General features: G+C 58.0%; 23 protein-coding genes and 1 tRNA gene. 15 read left to right on the top strand and 9 right to left on the bottom strand.

Features of this window, described 5'->3' with window-relative positions; genetic code table 11:
- Positions 1 to 80: 80 nt before the first annotated feature.
- The 8 genes from ACORLH_RS16920 to ACORLH_RS16885 form a co-directional block, all read right to left on the bottom strand.
- Positions 81 to 278, bottom strand: a complete 198-nt coding sequence (locus tag ACORLH_RS16920; protein ID WP_321829551.1) for a hypothetical protein — start codon at positions 276 to 278, stop codon at positions 81 to 83.
- 173 nt (positions 279 to 451) lie between these two features.
- Positions 452 to 1,336 (bottom strand): hypothetical protein, encoded by an 885-nt coding sequence (locus ACORLH_RS16915; RefSeq protein ID WP_321829550.1) that lies wholly within the window; start codon positions 1,334 to 1,336, stop codon positions 452 to 454.
- 556 nt (positions 1,337 to 1,892) lie between these two features.
- Positions 1,893 to 2,273 (bottom strand): Bro-N domain-containing protein, encoded by a 381-nt coding sequence (locus ACORLH_RS16910; RefSeq protein ID WP_321829548.1) that lies wholly within the window; start codon positions 2,271 to 2,273, stop codon positions 1,893 to 1,895.
- A gap of 333 nt (positions 2,274 to 2,606) precedes the next feature.
- Entirely contained in the window at positions 2,607 to 6,491 is a 3,885-nt protein-coding gene (locus tag ACORLH_RS16905; protein WP_321829547.1) for a hypothetical protein, read from the bottom strand.
- 12 nt (positions 6,492 to 6,503) lie between these two features.
- Positions 6,504 to 7,004, bottom strand: coding sequence for a ribonuclease H (locus ACORLH_RS16900; RefSeq protein WP_321829545.1), 501 nt, complete (start codon positions 7,002 to 7,004; stop codon positions 6,504 to 6,506).
- 306 nt (positions 7,005 to 7,310) lie between these two features.
- Positions 7,311 to 7,862: a recombinase family protein gene (locus tag ACORLH_RS16895; protein ID WP_321829544.1), complete on the bottom strand. Its 552-nt coding sequence runs from the start codon at positions 7,860 to 7,862 to the stop codon at positions 7,311 to 7,313.
- 1,005 nt (positions 7,863 to 8,867) lie between these two features.
- Positions 8,868 to 10,412 (bottom strand): DUF6538 domain-containing protein, encoded by a 1,545-nt coding sequence (locus ACORLH_RS16890; RefSeq protein ID WP_321829543.1) that lies wholly within the window; start codon positions 10,410 to 10,412, stop codon positions 8,868 to 8,870.
- Positions 10,413 to 10,503: 91 nt separating this feature from the next.
- A tRNA-Thr gene (locus ACORLH_RS16885) sits at positions 10,504 to 10,578 on the bottom strand.
- 115 nt (positions 10,579 to 10,693) lie between these two features.
- On the opposite strand from ACORLH_RS16885, the gene ACORLH_RS16880 reads away from it, so the two are divergent.
- The 3 genes from ACORLH_RS16880 to ACORLH_RS16870 are packed head-to-tail and all read left to right on the top strand — an operon-like array spanning position 10,694 to position 12,644.
- Entirely contained in the window at positions 10,694 to 10,906 is a 213-nt protein-coding gene (locus ACORLH_RS16880) for a hypothetical protein (protein WP_321829542.1), read from the top strand.
- Positions 10,906 to 12,171 (top strand): UDP-N-acetylglucosamine 1-carboxyvinyltransferase, encoded by a 1,266-nt coding sequence (gene murA, locus ACORLH_RS16875; protein WP_321829541.1) that lies wholly within the window; start codon positions 10,906 to 10,908, stop codon positions 12,169 to 12,171. The genes ACORLH_RS16880 and murA overlap by 1 nt, the downstream gene beginning before the upstream one ends.
- Complete coding sequence (locus ACORLH_RS16870) at positions 12,171 to 12,644, top strand: DUF2948 family protein (protein WP_321829540.1); 474 nt, start codon at positions 12,171 to 12,173, stop codon at positions 12,642 to 12,644. Before murA ends, ACORLH_RS16870 begins: the two co-directional genes overlap by 1 nt.
- Before the next feature lie 58 nt (positions 12,645 to 12,702).
- On the opposite strand, the gene ACORLH_RS16865 is transcribed toward ACORLH_RS16870, so the two are convergent.
- Entirely contained in the window at positions 12,703 to 12,939 is a 237-nt protein-coding gene (locus tag ACORLH_RS16865; protein WP_321829539.1) for a hypothetical protein, read from the bottom strand.
- A 176-nt stretch (positions 12,940 to 13,115) separates the two neighbouring features.
- Here ACORLH_RS16865 and hisD point away from each other — a divergent pair, with 176 nt between their 5' ends.
- From hisD to ACORLH_RS16805, 12 genes are all read left to right on the top strand, one after another.
- Positions 13,116 to 14,417, top strand: a complete 1,302-nt coding sequence (gene hisD, locus ACORLH_RS16860) for a histidinol dehydrogenase (protein WP_321829538.1) — start codon at positions 13,116 to 13,118, stop codon at positions 14,415 to 14,417.
- Positions 14,418 to 14,427: 10 nt separating this feature from the next.
- Positions 14,428 to 14,907, top strand: coding sequence for a UPF0262 family protein (locus tag ACORLH_RS16855; protein WP_321829537.1), 480 nt, complete (start codon positions 14,428 to 14,430; stop codon positions 14,905 to 14,907).
- A gap of 68 nt (positions 14,908 to 14,975) precedes the next feature.
- A complete protein-coding gene (locus tag ACORLH_RS16850; protein WP_420719770.1) occupies positions 14,976 to 15,374 on the top strand; it encodes a low molecular weight phosphatase family protein in 399 nt (132 codons plus the stop codon).
- Positions 15,375 to 15,417: 43 nt separating this feature from the next.
- Positions 15,418 to 15,813, top strand: coding sequence for a ketosteroid isomerase-related protein (locus ACORLH_RS16845; RefSeq protein WP_321829535.1), 396 nt, complete (start codon positions 15,418 to 15,420; stop codon positions 15,811 to 15,813).
- Positions 15,810 to 16,406, top strand: coding sequence for a GNAT family N-acetyltransferase (locus ACORLH_RS16840; RefSeq protein WP_321829534.1), 597 nt, complete (start codon positions 15,810 to 15,812; stop codon positions 16,404 to 16,406). Before ACORLH_RS16845 ends, ACORLH_RS16840 begins: the two co-directional genes overlap by 4 nt.
- 55 nt (positions 16,407 to 16,461) lie before the next feature.
- A complete protein-coding gene (locus tag ACORLH_RS16835; protein ID WP_321829533.1) occupies positions 16,462 to 17,352 on the top strand; it encodes a carbon-nitrogen hydrolase family protein in 891 nt (296 codons plus the stop codon).
- An 83-nt stretch (positions 17,353 to 17,435) separates the two neighbouring features.
- Entirely contained in the window at positions 17,436 to 17,654 is a 219-nt protein-coding gene (infA, locus tag ACORLH_RS16830) for a translation initiation factor IF-1 (protein WP_037209844.1), read from the top strand.
- The gene (locus ACORLH_RS16825; protein WP_058244951.1) at positions 17,655 to 18,230 is read left to right on the top strand and encodes a Maf family protein; all 576 of its coding nucleotides are present in this window, start codon (positions 17,655 to 17,657) and stop codon (positions 18,228 to 18,230) included.
- Positions 18,227 to 19,249 (top strand): ribonuclease E/G, encoded by a 1,023-nt coding sequence (locus ACORLH_RS16820; RefSeq protein WP_321829524.1) that lies wholly within the window; start codon positions 18,227 to 18,229, stop codon positions 19,247 to 19,249. Before ACORLH_RS16825 ends, ACORLH_RS16820 begins: the two co-directional genes overlap by 4 nt.
- On the top strand, positions 19,249 to 19,452 hold the full coding sequence (locus tag ACORLH_RS16815; RefSeq protein WP_058244949.1) for a DNA gyrase inhibitor YacG: 204 nt from the start codon (positions 19,249 to 19,251) through the stop codon (positions 19,450 to 19,452). Before ACORLH_RS16820 ends, ACORLH_RS16815 begins: the two co-directional genes overlap by 1 nt.
- 97 nt (positions 19,453 to 19,549) lie before the next feature.
- Positions 19,550 to 20,668, top strand: coding sequence for an MHYT domain-containing protein (locus tag ACORLH_RS16810; RefSeq protein ID WP_321829520.1), 1,119 nt, complete (start codon positions 19,550 to 19,552; stop codon positions 20,666 to 20,668).
- Between the two features lie 369 nt (positions 20,669 to 21,037).
- Positions 21,038 to 21,904, top strand: a complete 867-nt coding sequence (locus ACORLH_RS16805; RefSeq protein WP_321829518.1) for a xanthine dehydrogenase family protein subunit M — start codon at positions 21,038 to 21,040, stop codon at positions 21,902 to 21,904.
- The last annotated feature ends 10 nt before the right edge of the window (positions 21,905 to 21,914 follow it).

Below are 21,914 nucleotides of genomic sequence, written 5' to 3'. Positions count from 1 at the left end.
ACCCCGATCACACAGGCGTCACCGGAGGTCCGCAATGCATTTAGGTGAGGGGCACCGCCCCCCCCTGAAGTTGAAGAATGCTAGGTGGGCTTGACCCCAAATCTGGCTGTTTCAAAGAAGAATAGGACTGAGCCGAGGCGTAACTCGAAGCTGTTCCATGCTTCGCTTTTGTAGCGGAGAATGTGTGCCATCGACTCCCCCGTCAGGCGCGGGCTTACTTGTAAATCAAAAACAAATCGACCAAGAGTCACAAGAGGCTTGGTTGGGTCGTATTCCATGATGGTTCTCCTCAAACCGATATTTGTTATCGGGGGAGAATTTTGTCCCACTTGTGGAAATGTTATTTCCCTTCAAATACTTATCTATCCGCCTCCAACCCGTCAAACTATTTCTTCGTATTGGCGGGGGTATGCGAAACGCATCCCCCACGCATGGTACCCCCTAAGGTCCCCTAAAACTCGCCTTCATCCGGCGTGCTCAGGTACTCCGTCCATTGCTCAACCATCTTCGGGGAATAGATTTCTAGCGCCTCCAGGAAAAACAATGGGGCCTCCTTTGGGAAGTCCCCGAAAGTCCGCAAGAAGCGGTTGGCCTGCTTCTCGGCTTCTCTCCGTCTCAACTCGTCGTCATATAGCCAGTCATTGTCGACTTCGGCGGGATCTGTCAGCATCTGCATTGCATCCAACCACGTAAGGTCGTTGGCCTCCTCAATAGATACTTGCTGCTCACTGGTGAGTAATTTCAGCGTCCGCCGCATCCGGGAAACGGTGTTCTCAGTGACCAGCCCTAACCCCACCAGGTCTGCTTTTGAGGTGTTCCAGGCGTCGCCTGCCCAACTCAGACAGACGCGCTGCCATGCGGCGTTACTTCGCTCAGTAGCAGACAGGGGTTCGGTGACTTTCTTGTTCGCGGTGATGGAGAAGTCGAATGCTTCCAGGACCGACCCGTGAAACACCCGGCAGGGCAGTTTGAACTTAGCCAGAGAAAGCTGTTGCTCCTCGGCGTACCGTCGGTAGGCTTCCGCCCTGAAGTGACCATCAAGGACAACCCAGCGATTGCCACAGCGCCAGATTGTGATAGGGTCCAGTCGTCGGTTGGGTTCTCGTTTGATCGCCTGCAACAGATGGTCAACGTGGTATGCAAGCCCAAGTTCACTGTCGGACCCTCCTTCCCGGTGCTGGAATACTTTCACCTCAAAGTTCAATGAGAGGAAGGAAACCACGCGAGGGCTCTCCTTCCGCTGCGTCTCTCCTTGCTCGTGTTCAGTTCGGACCCGTTCAAAGGCTTGCCTTCGGGTCTCGTCAGGGTGCTCGTCCATCTGCTCGAATGGCAACATGGATTTCTCCTTTCATGTTTGTTCACTGAGCCGACCTCGAAGGGCCTCCAGCGCGTTTTCATATGTGTGATAAGTCGTTCGGCGTGGGGTCTGCGCCTCTTCAGACAGCTTGTCCGTGAATTCCGAGCTAGCGGCTTACTGCGCTTAAGCTACGAGATTTCCAGGCAATTCGGGCTCTTTGAGGCGCAATAAACACAGGGCAGGAAACAGTATGGCTCCCTGTGAAATTCGCAGGGAGTTCGTTCGGAGATGAACCGGCGGTGGGGGGCGCGATTAACCTTGTTTTTGCCAAGGATATTCACGCCCTGAAAGAGGCACCAATCCTAAGCTCGGAAAGGGCGCGGCTACCGCAGAAAATCTGCGGGTGTTCCTTGCGAGTGACTTCGTTGAACGCATCTTCACCTACGCTTGAGAACCAACGGAAATTGCAGCCCCCGCCTTAGCCTGTGCCGAACACAGGGTATAGTTCGCGCTCTGAGTATCCCCAGCACCGTACAAACGGCGGAACTGGTTCCCCGATTATCCGTATTCTCGTAAAGGTAAATCGCTAATTCGTTCAGTTTTCTTTTGCGATTTCGCCGCCGTCCTTGCGGATCGCCGGGAGGACCACTTTGGTGACCCAGTCTTGGAACTTGGCAGCTTCCGGTTTGTTGGACCGCATGATGAGCTTGTAGAGGCCGCTTTCGGAAATCATCACATATGAGGGGGCGCGACTACCTGAGAAAATCTCAGGGAGTTCTTTGCGTGTCACTTTGAGGCGCTCAGTCCCATCTAGACCTTTGGTCCATTGTGTAGTGCCTGCACTGAGGTTCATCCCCAAGGCGGCGCATACCTCTTTTGCGTTGAACCAAGGCTCACCGTCGCGGTCCCATACGGTAAACTTCAGGTCCCCCATTTCGGTGGGGCCTTCAAAGGTTCTCAGTCGTTCTTTAGCCATTGCTGCTTTCATTCCATTTGTGGGTGGATGGACCCGCGCCAAACCTGAGAGATTTTCAGGGTGTTCGTGCTTAGATGAACCGGCAAGTTGAGTTGCCGCAGATAGCCAGAGAGTTTTTCTGGTTAATCGAGATACAAGCGACAGAGACTCGGTTCTTATCTTCGTCACCTAGCGGTGCAGGAAGCTGGCGGCGGGCTGCGATTAACCTCAGAACTTCCGAGGTTATTCCTACTCTTTGTGCTCCGCCCATATCACCTAGAAAGGTGTGACTCCCTCGAAGAAGTTGAGGGACTCGCTTGAGCCCCTCTCAGTTCGACTCATTGCGGGGTGTGATCAGAACCCCACAAGTAGATTTTCCCGGTCACCCGCTTTGACCGTCCCACGCAGAGCATCGGCTTCATATCGCTCATAAGCGATCCAGGCTTTGAGGAGCTCGGGGTGTTTTTCCAGGAGGACCCCTCGGGCTTTCTGCTTGTAGCCAGCAATAGTGCCCCGAAGCATTTCAACCCGGTGGCTCTCGGCTGGAGATGTCAGGCCATCAGGTACTCGGAGCCGCTCAAGGTCATACCGCCCGGATTGCATTGTGGCCTCCAGCCGTTCCTTCAGGGTCTTTCCGCCGATCAGGACGGTTCCCATATGCTTTGCCCATTCCTGGTATTGCTCCGAGGAAAGCGTGATAGCTCCAATCTTACGATCTGGCCCGGTGAAGCCATAGTTGAGCCGTCTCAGTTCTTCATCCACCACGTCCTTTGGTCCGGAAGATGCAGTGATGTATCCAAGCAGCCGCGTCGGGTGCTCGATGGCCTCTCCGGAAATCCAATCGTAACGAATGGGCAGATCGCCCGACATACCTGGGGTGTTCGCCTTGATGCGCTCCAGGAAGCCTCGCGCCTCGCGGGCAAAGGCATCGCTGTCTTGATTGTAGGCCCGGTTGGCTGAGGCAAACGGGACCATAGAAGCCACGCGCTGCTCCATCCATCGCTGCGCCACTTGCGGTCGATCTGAAGAGTGAAGCACTTCGACAACGTCAGCCATGCCTTGGAGCCAAGTCTTGGAGGTCAGGTTTCGGCCAACCGAAGCCACAAGCATGGCGAACAGCCCAGCGCTATCGAATGTGGGATCATTCTCACTGGCCTGCATCATCTCAGCAATGTCTCCAGCAATCCCGAAGGGTAAGGCGTAGGGGTCCATCCGCTTGTATTCGACCCAATGGGGCTTCTCAGCGGTTCCCAGGTTGATCGAATAAGGCTGCCAGTTCTTGTCCCGCATCCAAAGGGCGCGGGTTCTGCCATCGGTTGGTCCACCTCCGGTGATCCGCCCTTCGTAAGACAGCATCAAGACGGCCAAGCTTAGAGCAACGCCAGTCGCCATCTCACCTGCCGCTTCCGCTTTGATGTTCGGATCTGAAGAGAGTAGCCGTTCCCGATACTGAGAATGAAGCAAGTTCACCCCCGGCACCCGATGGAATGCCTTGACCAGGATATTGGCAGGCGTCTGGATGAAAGGTGTGATCTGCCGGAGAACCGGATGCCTATTCGCCATCTGTTGCCAGCCGTGAGAGAGCGTCCCTTCTTTCAAAAGCTGTGTGAAAGTTGCCTCGCGGGCCACCCGCAGGGCATCCGCAGCGTATTTGGAACCCTCGTTAGCTGCCCCCAAGTTGTCTCGGATGAACTGAGCTTTGACATCAGGGTCATCAACTACTCGGCCCTTCAGCAGCATGTCCTCCCAGCGGTCCTCTAGTGTTTGAACTGTCATCGTTGCCGCGCGGGTTTCTCCTTCGATGAACTCCCCCGCATTTGCGTAGCCCATGCGCTTGAGGCTTTCTGGTGAAAGGCCTTGCACTTCACTCGTGAGCCGTGCCTGGAGGCGTGAACGGAACATGATTTGTTTGAAGAACTCATCCTCTGCCATCAGGAACCGCCCAGGCACCCGGATCAGAGCTCCCATGCCATCCACGATCTTTCCACCGAGCTGGCTTTCAACACCCAACGCATCCTTAGAAACCGCTCGAAAACCCTCATTCTGATAGTCGAGCTTCACTTGAGTATCCAAAACGGGCATCTCATTCTTCAGCACCCGACCGGACAGGCGGATGCTGTCCATCACTGCGGAGCGTAGGGCCGTGTACTGCTGGAGACCTTCACGGATCTGTTGCGGGTTGCGCGTGACTGCGCCACCCATAACCCGTTCCATGGGAAGAACCACAGTGTTGACCATGTTTGAAGTAACGTTGACCGCATGGGTCCGCCAGCCAGAGAGGATGTTGTTGATGAAGACCTCATTGACGACTTTGAGAGCCCGGTTGACGCGCCCCCCACGAACCATATCCCGGAGGAGTGCGGCCTGTTGAGCAGGACCACCCGCCATGCGGAGCTGCTTGGCTGCTTTGCGGATTGCCTTGGAACCTCCAGCGGCTTCCACGCGGGTCAGGGCGTCCATTGCCTTTCCGTCGATCCCATCGGTGGTCCGGATACGGCCAACCGAGGTGGCCCGAGCGGCTGCCGTTTGAATGCGCTTCAGGTGTCCTTGTAGGTCAGTATGGGTCTGCATGAGGTCCAGAAGGCGGGCTTCCGCCTCGGGGTCAACTTTGCCCAGCGCATACATGCTGTCGAGTTTGGTAGCGGCCTGAGAGACCTCCCGACCCAGAGACTGGAGGGCCATCTTGCCAGCCACCAGGAATTTCCCTTGCTCAACTGCACTTTCTCCAATAGCAGCAACCCGTTCGGTCAGCTCATCCAATCTCCCACCCGTTAGGTTGGCCAGCTCTTCTTTGGCTGAGGCTATAACGGTGTCGAAGCTCTCTGGTCTATCCAGGCCCAACCTCTCAAGAGCACCGCTGCGGGCCAGGGCATCCCCTGCGACTTCAATCATCGCCTGGGCTTCCATTGGCCCGTCCATCTTGGAGGCATTGAACCAGAGGCTTTTGGAGATTTGCTCAGGGGTTACCAGAGCCCTGTCAGCCATTGCCACCCGGATTGCCTCGGGATTGGTGAGAGGGAGCTCCTTGGGCTTGTCTACGCGGGTTTCCGGAGTGAGGAACAGTCGTCCCTCTCCTCCATCTACACGGGCCTCTGGGGTGAGCTGAAAGGTGCCCGGAGACTCCAAGGCGACGCCCTCATCCATCGCCACACGCGCTTCCTCTGTGGCCTCATCCACCAGCTCTTCACTCTGCTTGATTAGGGCTTCTCCGGTTTCACCACCGATACGCTGACCTTTGACGGCCAGGGCAAGTCCCTTGAGGCCCTTCATCGTAATCTCCACGGCCCCGCCCAGGATGACCCCTTCGGTGATATTACGCATTCGGTTCATCCATTCAGGGTCTTCTGGATCAGTAGCCAGGGCTTCCGTGACGAGTGGAATGGCGTGTTCGTTCTGGTCAGCCCATGCGGTCAGATTGGCGTCGTTGGGGTCGAAGGCCACACCATCCGAAACGGCTCCGTTGACAAACGCGCCCCAGAGCCCTTTGAGCCCCGTGACCTTCCCAGCTCCGGCCATGCCCGCAAGGAACTGGGTGGTGGAAGAGGTGAACCGACCAAGGCCCGTAACGGGTTCCTTGATCATCGCGACTTCAACTGCGTCGCCCTTCACTGTCGTTTGGCCACCGAGGAAGTCCGTGTCCCCTTCGCTCTCATGGAAAAACTTGAGGTCCGGGTCAAAATCACCTTCCTGGTTTACGATCTGGAGCCGTGAGGGGATGCCCCACTCATCCAGCTTCTTGGAGGCGGCAATGTCGAAGCTCTCCAGCGTGTCCACGGTCTCGTTGAAGGCTTCCTGGATGCCATTGCCGATCCCCTGTGCAATTTCCCCTAGGGCGGAGGTGTCCTCAGGATCTGGCGCATTGGGGTCGTTGCCCCGGATCAGTTCTCCCAAGGGGCCATTATCCCTGGGTTCCTCAGAGTGGGCGCGATCAAGGATGGAGGCTGCTGCACCCTCGCCAAATTGGGCATCAAACTTCTCTGCCAACTCGGGGTGGGCTAGCAGGTAAGTAACGTCCTTAGCGGTGGGCTGAGAGTCCGCTGAGCGGTGCTGCAAAGAGGGGTCGGGGGCACCACTAGTGCGGTGACCTTCAAGCGGTTCTTGGGGCCGCTCCGCGCTGGTATGGGCTTGCAGGTATTGAGCCGCTCTCCCTTCTCCGAACTGAGCGTCGAACTTCTCCGCCTTCTCCGGATGGTCGAGAAGATAGGCCACATCTTTGGTGGTCGGTATCGAGGTACTCATCTCTCGCTCCTCTTACTGCTCGAATTGGAAGGTGATTGGACCGAAGTTCACACGCTCTGCGGTGGCCTGTTGTGCGAGCGCGTCCGCTCGTTCATTGCCAGGAATACCGGAATGTCCGGGAATGTGTTCAAAGGAGACCCCGCGGGTGGCCATCAAGGCGTCCAACCGTTCCCAAAGGTCGCGGTTTTTCACGCTCTTCTTCTTGGCGGTCAGCCAGTTCTTCTGTTTCCAGCCATCAAGCCATTGTGTGGCCCCGTTCACCACATAGGCGCTGTCACTATAGATGTGGACGCGAGCATCTGCCCGTGTCTCCTCCAGGGCATTGATAGCGGCAAGGAGCTCGGATCGCTGGTTGGTCGTGCCACGCAGGAACCCGGCGGCTTCGGTAAAGGTTCCATCGGGGTTGAGGGTGAAATGCGCCCAAGCGCCAGGGCCGGGGTTACCGTGGCAAGCGCCATCGGTGTAGGCGATGTGGGATTGTTCCGCCAGAGCGGTCGTGGTCGGGTGTTCCATTCGGGGAAGCCTCTGTCTTGATTTGGGCAAGAGCGGCGGAATGCCCCTCTTTCTAATGGGGCAACCTTTTCCGAACGTCGTTGTCTTGTTGGCTTCGTGTTTGGACCCCCGTGTGGCCCAAATTCGACAGAATGACCGGAATGTCGCCACAGAGGAAGCCGCGAAGGTTGTCCCGTAAGACTCCGCGTGAAACAGATAAAGACGCAGACACTGAGACAAGTCGGAATTCCCTAGCAGGTGGGGACGGTTCCACCTCTAGCCATTTCCTTTTGATCCGTTTGCCGGAGACTGGAGTTCTCTAAGCAATTATTTCTCGGCAAGCGCCCGATACACAGAAGAACGAGCAATCCCGAACTCTTTTGCGATCTGAGCTGGCTTCATCCCCTCGTCGAAGGCTTTCCGCACTGCCTGATGGTCAATCGTCACAGGCCGCCCGTTGAACCGTCCTTCTGCCTTGGCCAACGCGATCCCCTCTTCCTGCCGCTCTTTCCGCAAGTCAGTCTCAAACTCTGCAATGGCTCCTAGCATGGTGAACATTAGCCGCCCCTGAGGTGTGGTGGTGTCTATGCTCTGCTCCGTGACCTTGAGGCCAACGTTTTTCCGATCCAGTTCTTGTGCAATGTCGTGGAGGTCCTTGACCGAACGGGCCAAGCGATCCAGCCGGGTCACCATGAGGACATCCCCTTCTCTGACCCACTCCAGAGCTTCTGCTAGCCTTGGGCGCTTGTTCCGAGATTTACCGCTGGCCTTATCGATAAACAGCTTTGTCGCATCGTTCTTTTTGAGGATGCCGATTTGCGCCTCCTCGTTCTGCCCAACGGAAGAAACCCGTGCATAGCCTACAATCGTACCTGTCATGTTTCACCTCAGTGTTCGATAAGCTCTAGGCTTTATGGGAATATTGTCCCATAACTGTCAATCCATATTTATCGGACAAAAAATAATCAACAAAATCAGAGGTGGGTTAAAACTGGCGGAGTGTCCTGATAGGTATACATTTCAGGACACTTTGCTCTCTCACCTTTTCCTATGGGGCAACCTATTGAGTAGTAGGAGGCGCAGATTTTACGCAAAGTCTCGACATTGCGCTGGCAATCACCACATGACGTCGATTATCCGACCGTCGCTATGTTGACAGACGCCAACTCCGCCCATTGAAGTGAAGCCAGAACTATCTGCATAGTTCATATTGCATCGCATTGTAGAGCCTTTGTCTCCGAACAATACCGCTACAAGATTTCCGGAGGTAGTTGACGTGAATACCGGGACTACACCACCGTTAGCGAACACCACGCCAGTGCCACTTGTTGCGTCGGCATATACTGCTTGCCCATTAAACTGCTCGCCATCGACAGTGGCCGAGTAAATGTCGCGGTCCATGCCTTGTTCGTAGGTAAATTGGATAGGGGTGCCTTCTCCCCGAACTACGCCTTGCATTGTCCCGCTGCAGGCTGTGATCAGGGACACCAACCCCATCACAACAACTTTCTTAAAATTCCTCATTTGGTCCTCACCTCAATATAACTTCTGTGAAACTACAGCGCATTTCTCGATAACCACAAGATGTATGTGGGGTGGGATTGAGGTCAAATGGGCGAAAAAATGTCCTCAGAAACTTAGTTTCTTGTGTGAAAAATTTGCGGAATTGGTCTTTTAATTGGCACAAACTAAGCGGGGTAGATCATTATACCAGAAAGAACGGTCCTTGAAGTTATGCGTTGAATGCTGAGGTAGAGCTCATGTTTTATGCTGTTAGGGGTACCGGGGGGAGATTTCTCCACGTCACCACCAAAGAAGGGCTGACAGAATTTTGGCCCCAAAATTGTCCTGTGGCATCGTTCTTCTGCCCTGTGATCCGCTCTTTTAGACCTGCCTGGTAATCTTCTCAATTTCACGCTTGAGGGCAGCAACTTCTACATCGCCGTAGCCGCTAGATGCTCTGCCATCCGCATGGCCCTGGATGGCATCTGCATAGTACTGCTCGATCCCTTCGCGTCGGCATAGCGTTTTGAAGCGATGTCGCCAGCCATGGTTGGGCTGTACGCCCTTGTCCTTAATACCAACGGTCGCTCGAACCCATTTCCTGACCTTTTCACCAGCGCTTCTGGCTCGACTCAAGTGGTCCTCGGAATTCGCAGGCGGCTCATAGAACAGGGGGCCCTCAGAGCAACCACCGAGGAATGCCATAATTCCAGTCTCAAGCAGATGCGAGTGAACCGGAACAATTCGGTATTCGCCAGTCTTCACTGACTTCCCACCTTCCGGGGTGATGCGGAGGCAAAATACGCCGCCTTCGTCCAAAAAGTCGGATTTGTGAAGCTGAGTGATTTCTGCGACACGAGCCCCGGTGTAGGCTGCTATCCAGGGAACCCAGCGGATCGCTGCTTTGTTCTTGTCGCCCATGTTTCCTAGAGTTGCGGGGTCTTCTTGTGCGGCGGTCAAGATCTTTGCGGCCTCAGCATCTGTGAAACCCTTTTCGCGGGTCACAATGGCCTTGGGGACGTCAACCTCAATTCCTTCAGCTGGGTTTGTTTCGAGCACGCCGCGCCCTTTACTGAGGCTGTAGATACGAGACAGGGCAGCCAGATATTTTCCTCTGACCGTTTTAGGATTGAGACGCTTCTCCTCAAGCAGATAGGTGACCCAGTTGCCTACATCCTGGCGGGTGACCTGAGTGGCATTCTGATGGCCAATATAGGATTTGAAGCTTTCGATCCTTTTCAAATAGTCAAAAACAGTACCTTTGGCTTTACCGGCTGCCGTATGCGACGCTGCCCAGCGCTTGAAGAGTTCGTCCAGCGTGGGCCCATTAGAAGTGGTCGGCTTGGCTGCTGTGGCCTCACCTTGCGCCTGTGGTGGTTTCCACTCAGGGAACCTTTTGGCCATTGGGTCGGGTGAGTAGTCGCCCTGGGCAAAGCGTTCAAAGTTGGCAATCGCTTGCACTGAAGCATCATAGAGGGCGGAGCCGAGACGGGAGTGGCTGTCGTCATCAATTGCGATGCCTTCATCATCCAGCAGAGTTTCGATCACCTTAACGAACCAAGTGCCGCGTAAGTCCATGCGGTGCTCAACGCTTTTTAGGGTCGCTAGGGTTTCGCGGGTCTGCTCCAAAACCGGCGGGTCTTCTTCAAAGCGCTCCATGAGGTGCTCATAGTGTTTACCTGCAAGCGCGACTGTTTGTTTCTGGGTGAGACGTACGGGTGGGGAAGAGGAGCGGTGGCGCAGCCGTTCCCACGTGGCCTGTAAGGAGGCGTACTCCAAATTATGGACCACCTTGGCTTCGGCCGGGTCATAGGTGTTAAGTGATTTTCTGACGCGTTTTTTGCCAAACGACTCAGCAACGTCTTCTGGTACTCGCACGTCGAGATACCATTTTCCTGTGTTATTTCTTCTAACCGGAGAGGGCATAGTTAGCCTCATGTGTCACACCTTTGTGTCACACCATCTAAGTCATAAATGACTGAAATCACATAAGTTATTGAGATCATTTGGGATAAGATGGTGCTGCTGGAGAGAATTGAACTCTCGACCTCTCCCTTACCAAGGGAGTGCTCTACCTCTGAGCTACAGCAGCGCCGTTTGCAGTCGTTCCGTTGCCGGTCTCGACTGTGTGGCGGTGTTTAGCCAAACAAGAATCCGGGCGCAAGGGGGTAGTGGACGGTTTTTTCGCCCTCATGTAAGAAACTTTCATGAGCGAGAATTCAAACAGCAAGAAACAGCCTAAAAAACCTGACGCGCGCGAGGACCGATTGAAGGCCGCGCTGAAGGCCAATATGGCTCGTCGGAAGTCACAGGCACGGGCACGGTCCTCCTCGGATGAGGGGGAGGGAGCAGAACCACAGGCGCGGTTCAGTGGTCAGGCCCATCGGGGCACAAGAAAAACGGATAAAGGGCAGGATTGATGGATTCCATTATTGTAACGGGCAACGGCCCGCTGAACGGCACGATTCCCATTGCAGGGGCAAAAAACGCCTGTCTGACGCTGATGCCGGCGACGTTGCTGAGTGATGAGCCGCTGACGCTGACCAATGCGCCGCGTCTTTCAGACATCAAAACCATGTCGGAACTGCTGCGTTCGCTGGGGGCGGAAGTGACCTCGATGCAGGATGGGCAGGTGTTGGCGATGTCGAGCCACACCATTGCAACCACCAAGGCAGACTATGAAATCGTGCGTAAAATGCGCGCGTCGAACCTGGTTCTGGGGCCTTTGCTGGCGCGCGAACATGAGGCGGTGGTGTCGCTGCCTGGGGGCTGTGCGATTGGCGCGCGTCCGATGGATATTCACATCACCGCGCTGGAAGCGCTGGGTGCTGAGATTGAGCTGAAAGACGGCTACCTGCATGCCAAAGCCCCCGGTGGCCTGAAGGGCGCGACGCATGAGCTGCGATTCGCCTCGGTTGGCGCGACGGAAAACGTGGTGATGGCAGCGACGCTGGCGAAAGGCACAACCGTGCTGAAAAACGCAGCGCGTGAGCCTGAGATCGTGGATCTGGTGCATTGCCTGCGCAAAATGGGTGCCCAGATTGAGGGCGAAGGCACATCGACCATCACCATTCAGGGTGTGGACCGTCTACATGGCGCCACCCACCCTGTGGTCACCGACCGAATCGAATTGGGCACCTATATGCTGGCGCCTGCGATCTGCGGCGGTGAGGTTGAGCTGCTGGGCGGGCGAATCGATCTGCTGGAAGCTTTCTGTGAAAAGCTGGACGCGGCTGGCATTTCGGTTGAGGAAACCGAAAAGGGCCTGAAGGTGGCGCGCAAAAACGGCCGTGTGAAGGCGGTCGATGTGGTGACCGAACCTTTCCCCGGCTTCCCTACTGACCTGCAGGCGCAGATGATGGCGCTGATGTGTACCGCTGAGGGCACCGCGGTTCTGGAAGAGAAGATCTTTGAAAACCGCTTTATGCATGCACCGGAACTGATGCGCATGGGGGCCTCGATCGAAGTGCAGGGCGGCACTGCCACCGTGCATGGTGTGGAACGCCTGAAAGGCGCGCCGGTGATGGCGACCGATCTGCGCGCCTCGGTCTCGCTGATTCTGGCGGGTCTGGCGGCAGAGGGTGAAACCATCGTCAATCGCGTCTATCATCTGGATCGCGGCTATGAACGGGTCGAAGAGAAACTGGGCGCCTTGGGGGCCAAGATTGAGCGGGTGAAAAGCTGATGCAGGATGATGCGCGTTTCGAAGACGGACAGGAAAAGCCACTGAACCTGGGTGCCTTTGATGGCGAAGACCTGAAGGTCTTGTCGGCCTTGGTGCAGGATGCGGTGTTCCCCGTCAGCGAAATGCGCTGGCAGGCGTCCGAGCGGCGCTTTGCCCTGCTGCTCAACCGGTTTCGCTGGGAAGATGAGGGCCTGAAGCGTCACGGCGCGGAGCGGGTGCAATCCGTTCTGGTGATTGACAATGTGCAAGGCGTGTCCTCGCAAGGGATTGATCGCAAAGACAAAGATATCATTCTCTCGCTCCTGTCGATTGACTGGCAGCCGGGTGAAGACGCAGATGGCGCGTTGGAGCTGGTGCTGGCGGGCGATGGAGCGATCCGGCTGACGGTTGAGGCGCTGGAGGTGTCGCTGCGGGATGTGACCCGGCCCTACCGGGCGCCCTCAGGCAAGGCGCCGGAACATGATCTGAGCTAATCGGGAAGGGCGCTGCGGCGCCCTTTTTATTGCGCTGATCTAGCGGGGGCTGACGCCCTCAATGCAGGCTCAGCAATACCTCGATGTCACGACGGCTGAGGCGCATCAGCAATTGGCGGTCCTCAAGGCTCAGCCGGCCTGCCTTGCCAATCAACCCTTCGATCTGCGCTGCCACCTCACTGGTGGAACGGTAATAAAGCTCAGGGTCTGAACGGCTGAGTTCCTCAACCAGACGGGTCAGCAGGCGCTTTTGGCGTTCACTGTCCAGATCCTTGCGTTTTTCCTGTAGGGTCATGGCTCGGCTCCTTTCTTGGCTGATAGCTAGGGTTCCGTGACCCGCTGCCAAGGGGTCCTGAGCTTAAGATGCCGCGCTGTGACCACATGACGCGAAGGTTCCTGCCCTGCGTGGCGACCAGCGCTTGAGGCCCGCCGCACACCCTTGTATGTCAATTTGCAAGAGCCGGAGGGACCATGCCTGTATTTCTGAACACCCAAGCCGCAGATTTTGATGCAGACTTCACCGCGTTGCTGAGCGCCAAACGCGAAGACAGCCCTGATGTTGATGAGGTTGTTGCCGGCATTATCCATGATGTGCGCACCCATGGCGATGCCGCGGTTATTGAACTGACGGCCAAGTTTGACCGGTTGGAGCTGACCCCGGAAACCCTGCGCTTCTCGGAGAGTGAGATCGCAGCGCTGGTCGCGCAGGTCTCAGACGCGGAGCGTGCGGCGCTGGAACTCGCGGCGGAGCGGATCCGGGCCTATCACGCCAAACAGCTGCCCGAAGATATGCTGTGGGAAGAAGAGACCGGCGCGCAGCTGGGCTGGCGGTGGACGCCGGTTTCGGCGGCGGGGCTTTATGTGCCCGGCGGTCTGGCCTCCTATCCCTCCTCGGTCCTGATGAATGCGATCCCGGCCAAGGTTGCCGGTGTGGAACGGCTGGCGATTGTGGTGCCAACCCCGGATGGCGTGGCCAATCCGCTGGTTCTGCTGGCGGCGCAGCTGGCAGGTGTGGATGAGATTTACCGTATCGGTGGAGCGCAGGCGGTTGCCGCATTGGCCTATGGCACCGAAAGCATCCCGCCGGTGGATAAGATTACCGGTCCTGGCAATGCCTTTGTGGCGGCTGCGAAACGCCGGGTCTTTGGCAAGGTGGGCATCGACATGATCGCCGGCCCGTCTGAGATTCTGGTGATCGCTGATCAGCATGCCAACCCGGACTGGATCGCGCTGGATCTGCTGAGCCAGGCCGAACATGACGAAAGTGCCCAGTCAATCCTGATCACCGACAGCCAAGCGATGGCCGATGCTGTGGTGGCTGCGGTGGAAAAACACCTGGAAACGCTGGAACGCCGCGCCATCGCGGGCGCCTCTTGGCAGGACTACGGCGCCGTGGTGCTGGTTGAGGATCTGGATCAGGCGGCGGCGCTCTCAAACCGCGTGGCCCCGGAACATCTGGAGCTGTGTGTGGAGGACCCAGACGCATTGGCGGCCAAGATCACCCATGCCGGTGCGATTTTCCTGGGCGGTTGGACGCCGGAAGCCATCGGTGACTATATCGGTGGCCCGAACCACGTTCTGCCCACCGCCCGCTCTGCCCGTTTTTCCAGCGGCCTCAGCGTGATGGACTTTGTCAAACGCACCACTTTGGCAAAAATGACGCCTTCAGCGCTGCAAGCTATTGGACCTGCGGCGGAAACGCTGGCAATCTCGGAAAGTCTGGAGGCGCACGGCCTGTCTGTTCGCGCCCGCCTTGACGCATTGAATGAGTAAGGAAGAGCCCATGTCCCGGATCAGCCATATTGCGCTGGATGATCGCAACCTGCCGCCGCCCACGCCGGAGATTGAGCAGGAGCGGAAGGTGGCGATGTTTGACCTCTTGGAGGACAACAGCTTTGCCTTACCCGCGCGTGCGGACCGTGAGGTGCCGGTCGGCCCTTATCATCTGGATCTGTCGATCAAGGACAAACGGCTGGTCTTTGATATCAACACCGAGGACGCGCAGAAGGCGGCGGAATTTCATCTGTCGCTGTCGCCCTTCCGGCAGGTGGTCAAGGATTACTGGGCCATCTGCGAAAGCTACTTTGATGCGGTGAAAAACATGCCGCCAAGCCAGATCGAGACCATCGATATGGCCCGTCGCGGCATCCACAATGAGGGCGCGCGCATCCTGCAGGAACGATTGGACGGCAAGGCCGAGATCGATCTGGACACTGCGCGCCGTCTGTTCACCCTCATCTGCGTCCTGCATTTCGGAGGGTGAGCGCATTGGTTGAGACGCTTCCCCAGTCCGTTCTCTTCTGCTGCGACCATAATTCGGTGCGCTCGCCCATGGCTGAGGGCATCATGAAAAAATTCTATGGCACCGGCACTTATGTGCAATCGGCCGGTGTCAAAGGGGACCGCGATATTGACGGCTTTGCCATTGCGGTCTGCGATGAACTGGGGGTCGAACTGGCACGCCATCAGTCCCGCGGCTTTGAGGAGCTGCATGAATATGGCGACCATCTGTCCTCCTTCGATCTGATTGTGGCCCTGACCCCAACCAGCAAGACCCAGGCCGAGGAACTGACCCGGGTGTTCCATCTGGATGTGGAGTACTGGCCGATCGATGATCCGGCGGGTCTGGGCGAAAACCGCGATCAGAAGCTGGACGCCTACCGCCATAGTCGCGATCAGATCGTGAACCGTCTGATTGCCCGCTGGGGACCACCGCGCGACGGGATATGATCGCGGCGGACAGTCCCGCAGATCAATATGGAAAGACCAAGATATGAGTGACACGATTCGCGCCTATTTCGCCGCCTTTAACGCAGGGGATATTGACGGCATGCTGGCCTGTCTGGCCGAAGATGTGGCCCATCATGTGAATGAGGGGCAGGTTCGGCAGGGCAAAACGGCCTTTGGTGAGTTTTGTGCCCATATGTCACGCTGCTACCGCGAGGAGCTGACGGATCTGGTGATCTTTGAGGCCGCGGCAGGCACCCGCGCTGCGGCGGAATACACGGTGAACGGCACCTACCTGGAAACCGACGCCGGCCTGCCCGCGGCCAAGGGCCAGACCTACCGTTTGCCGGCAGGATCGTTCTTCAGCCTTGAAGATGGCAAGATCACCCGCGTGGTCACCTATTACAATCTGGCCGATTGGATCAAACAGGTCGCTGCATGAGCCGCCCCGCGATCCGGGTCGATGTCCTCACCGGTGCGGCGCTGGAGACTGCGCTTGACGATGTGGCACGGTTGCGGATCGAGGTGTTTCGCGACTGGCCGTATTTGTATGACGGCAGTTTGGAATATGAGCGCAGCTATCTGCAAAGCTACCGCGATTCGGCTGATGCCATTTTGGTTGGCGCTTTTGACGGTGATCGTTTGATCGGTGCGGCGACAGGCACCCCGATGGAAGATCACGCCGATGACTTCGCGGCGGCGTTCACGGGCGACGGCACCGATCTGAGCGATATCTTTTACTGCGCGGAATCGGTTTTACTGCCTGAGTATCGCAGTCTGGGCATTGGCCATCAGTTCTTTGATCTGAGGGAGGCGCACGCGCGCCGGCTAGGGCGCAGGATCAGCAGTTTCTGCGCGGTGATCCGGCCTGAGTATCATCCGATGCGCCCAGAAGGCGCCCGCGATTTGGCCCCGTTTTGGCGTCGCCGCGGTTATGCGCCGATGCCCGGGGCTGTGGTGCATTTTGACTGGACCGATCTGGGTGAGCCCCGCCAAACACGAAAACCCTTGCAGGTCTGGGTGAAAAACCTGTGAATACCCGCGCCGGGTCCGCCCCCCCCCGGCGCCTAAGTCACTAAGGACGAAAGACATGAGTACATTTAAAGTTGCCACAGCGGCCTACCCTTTGGGGGTCTTTGATCAGTGGGACGATTACGCGGCGAAAATCCGCGAATGGGTGGCCGAGGCTGCAGGGCAGGGGGCCGACCTGTTGCTGTTTCCGGAATATGGCGCGCTGGAGCTGGCCACACTGGATGGCACCGAGGTTTCCAGCAATGCGGCATCCTGCCTGCAGGCGACCTCCAACTACGTGCCGCGCTCCAACGAATTGCACAGCGCATTGGCGCAGGAATTTGGCGTGACCATCGTTGGCGGCTCAGCCCCGGTTCTAGAAAACGGTGTGATGGTCAACCGCGCGCCGATCTTTGGGCCCGAAGGCACGATCAGCTATCAGGACAAGCAGATCATGACCCGGTTCGAACGTGATCCTTGGGCGATCGAAGGGGGCGAGCCGCTGCAGATCTTCGACACACCGGTGGGTAAGCTGGGCATCCTGACCTGCTATGACAGTGAATTCCCGCTTCTGGGCCGCGCCTTGGTTGAGGCTGGCGCGGAGGTGATCCTGGTGCCTTCCTGCACCGAAGGGCTGGAAGGCTACTGGCGGGTGCGGATCGGTGCTATGTCGCGCGCGCTGGAAGGCCAATGTGTGACAGTCATGGCCGCGCTCGTGGGGGATCGCCCCGAGATTTCCGGGATGGAGACCAACACCGGCATGGGCGGTGTCTTTGGCCCGCCGGATGAAGGGTTCCCACCAACCGGCGTGATCGCCGAGGGCACACTTGGCCAACCGGGCTGGACCTACGGTGAAATTGACCTTGGCAAAGTGCGGGCTGTTCGCGCGGATGGTCATGTTCTCAATGCCAGTCATTGGGGCGAACAGGTCGGTCGTGACGGAAAACCGGACCACATTTTGGTGAAATAGAGATTTCCCCTTGAAAATCTGGTAAAATAAGACCATCTAACGCGCGTCCCGCACTAGGCGGGTCGCCAACCCAAGGAGAGACCATGGCCAAGGAAGAGATGCTCGAATTCCCCGGTGTCGTGAAGGAACTCCTGCCGAATGCGACGTTTCGGGTCGAGCTGGAAAACGGCCATGAGATCATCGCACATACGGCAGGCAAGATGCGCAAAAACCGCATCCGTGTTCTGGCAGGCGACCGGGTTCAGGTCGAAATGACCCCCTACGATCTGACCAAGGGTCGGATCAACTACCGCTTCAAGTAAGTGCGCCTGATCCTCGGGTCAGGTAGCCCACGGCGCAAGGAGCTGTTGGGCCAAATCGGGGTTGTGGCGGATGACATCCGCCCGCCCGATATCGACGAAACCCCCCGAAAATCTGAACAGCCGCGCCCCTATTGCGCGCGTATGGCCCGTGAAAAAGTGCAGGCCGTCACCGCCGATGCGGATGATATCGTGCTGTGCGCTGACACCACCGTAGCCCTGGGTCGCCGCATCTTAGGCAAGCCTGCCGATGTGGGCGAAGCGGCTGAGTTCCTGCTGGCCATGTCTGGCCGCCGTCACAGGGTGATCACCGCTGTGGCCGTGCGCCGGGGCGACCGGATCTGGGAAAAAGATGTGGTCACCGATGTGCGGATGAAACGCCTGTCGGATGATGAATTGAACGCCTATCTTGCCACCAATGATTGGCAGGGCAAGGCGGGGGGCTATGGTATTCAGGGGCCAGCCGGTGCGTTGATCCCGTGGATCTCAGGATCTTTCACCGCCGTTGTGGGGCTGCCCCTGGCGGAAACAGCTGGTTTGCTCACCGCTGCCGGCTACCCGATGTGGAGGGACACATGAAGGGACGCCAGATCATTCTGGACCATCTGGAGGGCCGCGAAGCCGCGGCGCTGATGGTTGATGGCAAACTGCATGACATTCTGATTGATAGCGATCAGCCGCGTGTAGGCACGGTTTACCGCGCTGTCGCCGATCGCCCGATGAAAGGGCAGGGCGGGCTGTTCCTCAGCACGCCCGACGGCCCCGCCTTCCTGCGTAAGGTCAAAGGGATTTCCCCCGGCGAACGCCTGCTGGTGCAGGTCACCGGCTATGCCGAAGACGGCAAAGCCCTGCCGGTCACCTATAAGGTGCTGTTCAAAAGCCGCTACGCGATTGTCACACCGGATGCACCGGGGTTGAACATCAGCCGCAAGATCCGCGATGACGATCTGCGCGACGTGCTTCTGGGGATTGCGCATGAGGTGATGGGTGAAGAGCCTGAGATGGGTCTGATCCTGCGCTCCTCCTGCGAAGGGGCTGAGGCTGGCGAAATCGCCGAAGACATTATGGCGATGTATGATCTGGCCCAGGCCGTGATGGCCGACCGCACCGGCGACGCCGAAGTGCTGAGCGAAGGCGACGGCCCGCATGGCCAAGCCTGGCGCGAATGGGTTGAGCCGGCAGATATCGTGACCGAAGCGGGCGGTTTTGAAATCCATGGCGTGCTGGACCAGCTGGAGGATGCGCAAACCGCGCGGGTTAAGCTGGAAGGGGGCGCCTATATGTTTGTGGAACCCACCCGTGCCATGGTTGCGGTGGATGTGAACACCGGCGGTGACACCTCACCGGCTGCCGGGCTGAAGGCCAATCTGGCCGCCGCCCGGGATCTGCCGCGCCAGTTGCGCCTGCGGGGGTTGGGTGGTCAGATCACCCTGGATCTGGCCCCGATGCCGAAACGGGACCGGCGGACCTTTGAACAGTCGCTGCGGGCTGCGCTGAAGGCGGATACCACCGAAACCGTAATGGCCGGTTGGACGCCGCTGGGGAATTTTGAACTGCAGCGCAAGCGCGATCGGCTGCCGTTGAAGGATCTTCTGTGATGGCCTGCCCGATCTGTTCAGAGGACAGCAATGCCAAATATCGGCCGTTCTGCTCCAAGCGCTGTGCCGATATTGATCTGGGGCGCTGGCTGAACGGCGGCTATGCCATTCCCTCTGACAACCCAGAGGATGCAGAAGACGTGGCTGAGGCGATGGATGCGGAACTGCGCGCCCAAAACGCCCAACAACAGAAGCCGCATTAGATAAAATTTCTGCAATTTGAAGTTGTTGTGCGCTTCTTCATTTGCGCCAAAAAGAACCCTTTGCTAACCTCCGCCTCGCGCATAGGGAGGCAAAGGGGTGTTGGACTTTACCCACTCATGGTGGCTGGTTGCGGCAAGCTTTGCTGTGGCCTTGATGGCGGGATTCACCGGGCTGACCCTGACCAAGGGCGCCTCGACCCTGCCTGCGGCCCGGCGCAAGATTGCAGTGGCCATGGCATCCGTCGTGCTGGGCGGTGGCATCTGGTCGATGCACTTCGTGGCGATGCTGGGGCTACAGCTGCCGATCCTGTTTTACTATGACGCGCTGATCACTTTGGCCTCGGCCCTGGTGGCGATTCTTGTGGTGGGGCTGGCGCTGTTGCTGCTGCATTTTCAGAAACGTCGCCCGCCGGTGATTGTGGCTGCGGGCTGCACCCTTGGGCTGGGCATCGTGGCGATGCACTATATCGGTATGGCAGGCATGCAGCTGTGCCGCCCGGTCTATGGGGTCTTGGACATTGTGATATCAACCGCCGCCTCGCTGGTCTTGTCGACCCTGGCGATCTGGGTGGCCTATGACGCCCGCACCCATCGCAACATCCTGTTGGGCACAGTGTGTTTCGGTCTGGCGGTGGTCAGTATGCACTTCGTTGCCATTGGGCTGACCGAATTCACCACGTCTGAGGCAACCGGCGTTGCCGGACCGGCCTTGGACAATCAGGTGCTGGCCATGGGGGTCACGGTGTCCGTGTTCCTGATCTGCGGGGCGTTTTTGCTGACCGGGATCACCTTTTTCAGCGCCGAAGAGGATCTTGCCCCGTCCGCCAGTCCCGATGTGCCCGAGGTGTCGACCGCGCCGGAGCCTGCGCCGATAACCGCACCCAAGGCCGGCGTGCCTTTTGAGCGCGAGGGGCAAACCCATTTTGCCCTGCCCGAAACCATTGCCGCCCTGCGCGCCGAGGGACATTACACCCTGCTTTATGTCGGCGAGGAGAAGCTGTTCTGCCCCTGGTCCATCACCGAGGCGGCAAACCGACTGGAGCCCGCAGGCTTTCTGCGGGTACATCGATCCTATCTGGTGAACCCTGCCTTCGTGTCCAGCTTTGAGCGCCGCAAGGACAATGGCACCTGCTACTTCGATGAGGTGCCAGCCCTGCCGAAAGTGCCGGTTTCCCGCTCGCGGATGAGCGAAGTGCGCGACGTGCTGGGCGTCTAATCGGGCGGCTTGTTCTGACGGACGGTCCCCGGTTTCTCGCCGACCCAACATGACCAAACTGGGTGCATTGCGATGCGCTCACGCCCTGTTTGATCCTGCTCTTATTCCATGACCTTGCCCCTGCTGGAATTTGCCGCCTGCGGTTGCAGGATGATGCGGCATTTGCCGTTACCGGGTGCCGCGGTCCCCGCCGAACACGTCAAAACCCAACCAAAAACGTGCGATTTGGTGCTTCGCAACTCGTGCAGACTATTCGCATTTCGTGCAGCGCAACTCGTCAACCGTTTGAGTTTGTTGGCAAAGAATCGACGCATTTGAGGTCATCGCCCCGTGTCGCCCGTGAGGACGGGCACAGGGAGGATATGACATATGATACCCAGTGGATTTGAATACCATCGGCCCGCGGACGTTGCCGGGGCATTGTCCATTTTGCAGGAACACGGAGATGACGCGCGGGTGATCGCGGGTGGGCACAGCCTGATCCCGATGATGAAACTGCGCATGGCGGATGTGGATCACTTGATTGATCTGCAAGACATCGACGCCCTCAAAGGCATTTCGATCGGAACCGATGAGGTCACGATCGGCGCAATGGTCACCCAGCATGAGCTGATTGAGAACGACGCGCTGGCGCAGGCCGTGCCGATCATCCGCGAAGCCGCTTTGGTGATCGCAGACCCGCAGGTGCGCTACGTTGGCACCATCGGCGGCAATGTGGCGAACGGCGATCCGGGCAATGACATGCCGGGGCTGATGCAATGCCTTGATGCGCGTTTTGAACTGGTGGGCCCGGATGGCACTCGTGAGGTTCCAGCGCGTGAGTTTTATGAGGCCGCCTATTTCACCGCCCGTGAGGATGAGGAGATCCTGACCAAGGTGATCATTCCTGTCCCCGCCGCGGGCACCGGTCAGGCTTATGAGAAGCAGAAGCGCAAAATCGGTGATTACGCCACCGCGGCAGCCGGGGTGATGATCCAGACCGAAGGCGAGGTCTGCACCGCAGCCTCCATCGCGATGACCAACCTCGCCGATACGCCGGTCTGGTGTGAGGCGGCCAGCGACGCGCTGGTGGGCTCGTCCCTGAGTGATGTCGACTGCAAAACCGCGGTGATGTTGGCGCTTGGGGATATCGAACCCGTGGCCGACAACCGCGGTCCCGTCGAATTCAAGAAACATGTGGCGGGCGTCATTCTGCGCCGGGCCATCGACCGCGCCATTGCGCGCGCGTCCAACTGATCGGGCTGAG

Origin of the sequence: Thalassovita sp. (assembly GCF_963691685.1) — a bacterium.
Lineage (GTDB): Bacteria > Pseudomonadota > Alphaproteobacteria > Rhodobacterales > Rhodobacteraceae > Thalassobius.
This window is presented reverse-complemented; position numbering and strand designations above follow the sequence as displayed.

Coding starts and splice junctions, on each gene's coding strand:
- ACORLH_RS16920 (WP_321829551.1), bottom strand. CDS start 278: ATGGAATACGACCCAACCAAGCCTCTTGTGACTCTTGGTCGATTTGTT.
- ACORLH_RS16915 (WP_321829550.1), bottom strand. CDS start 1,336: ATGTTGCCATTCGAGCAGATGGACGAGCACCCTGACGAGACCCGAAGG.
- ACORLH_RS16910 (WP_321829548.1), bottom strand. CDS start 2,273: ATGGCTAAAGAACGACTGAGAACCTTTGAAGGCCCCACCGAAATGGGG.
- ACORLH_RS16905 (WP_321829547.1), bottom strand. CDS start 6,491: ATGAGTACCTCGATACCGACCACCAAAGATGTGGCCTATCTTCTCGAC.
- ACORLH_RS16900 (WP_321829545.1), bottom strand. CDS start 7,004: ATGGAACACCCGACCACGACCGCTCTGGCGGAACAATCCCACATCGCC.
- ACORLH_RS16895 (WP_321829544.1), bottom strand. CDS start 7,862: ATGACAGGTACGATTGTAGGCTATGCACGGGTTTCTTCCGTTGGGCAG.
- ACORLH_RS16890 (WP_321829543.1), bottom strand. CDS start 10,412: ATGCCCTCTCCGGTTAGAAGAAATAACACAGGAAAATGGTATCTCGAC.
- ACORLH_RS16880 (WP_321829542.1), top strand. CDS start 10,694: ATGAGCGAGAATTCAAACAGCAAGAAACAGCCTAAAAAACCTGACGCG.
- murA (WP_321829541.1), top strand. CDS start 10,906: ATGGATTCCATTATTGTAACGGGCAACGGCCCGCTGAACGGCACGATT.
- ACORLH_RS16870 (WP_321829540.1), top strand. CDS start 12,171: ATGCAGGATGATGCGCGTTTCGAAGACGGACAGGAAAAGCCACTGAAC.
- ACORLH_RS16865 (WP_321829539.1), bottom strand. CDS start 12,939: ATGACCCTACAGGAAAAACGCAAGGATCTGGACAGTGAACGCCAAAAG.
- hisD (WP_321829538.1), top strand. CDS start 13,116: ATGCCTGTATTTCTGAACACCCAAGCCGCAGATTTTGATGCAGACTTC.
- ACORLH_RS16855 (WP_321829537.1), top strand. CDS start 14,428: ATGTCCCGGATCAGCCATATTGCGCTGGATGATCGCAACCTGCCGCCG.
- ACORLH_RS16850 (WP_420719770.1), top strand. CDS start 14,976: ATGGCTGAGGGCATCATGAAAAAATTCTATGGCACCGGCACTTATGTG.
- ACORLH_RS16845 (WP_321829535.1), top strand. CDS start 15,418: ATGAGTGACACGATTCGCGCCTATTTCGCCGCCTTTAACGCAGGGGAT.
- ACORLH_RS16840 (WP_321829534.1), top strand. CDS start 15,810: ATGAGCCGCCCCGCGATCCGGGTCGATGTCCTCACCGGTGCGGCGCTG.
- ACORLH_RS16835 (WP_321829533.1), top strand. CDS start 16,462: ATGAGTACATTTAAAGTTGCCACAGCGGCCTACCCTTTGGGGGTCTTT.
- infA (WP_037209844.1), top strand. CDS start 17,436: ATGGCCAAGGAAGAGATGCTCGAATTCCCCGGTGTCGTGAAGGAACTC.
- ACORLH_RS16820 (WP_321829524.1), top strand. CDS start 18,227: ATGAAGGGACGCCAGATCATTCTGGACCATCTGGAGGGCCGCGAAGCC.
- ACORLH_RS16815 (WP_058244949.1), top strand. CDS start 19,249: ATGGCCTGCCCGATCTGTTCAGAGGACAGCAATGCCAAATATCGGCCG.
- ACORLH_RS16805 (WP_321829518.1), top strand. CDS start 21,038: ATGATACCCAGTGGATTTGAATACCATCGGCCCGCGGACGTTGCCGGG.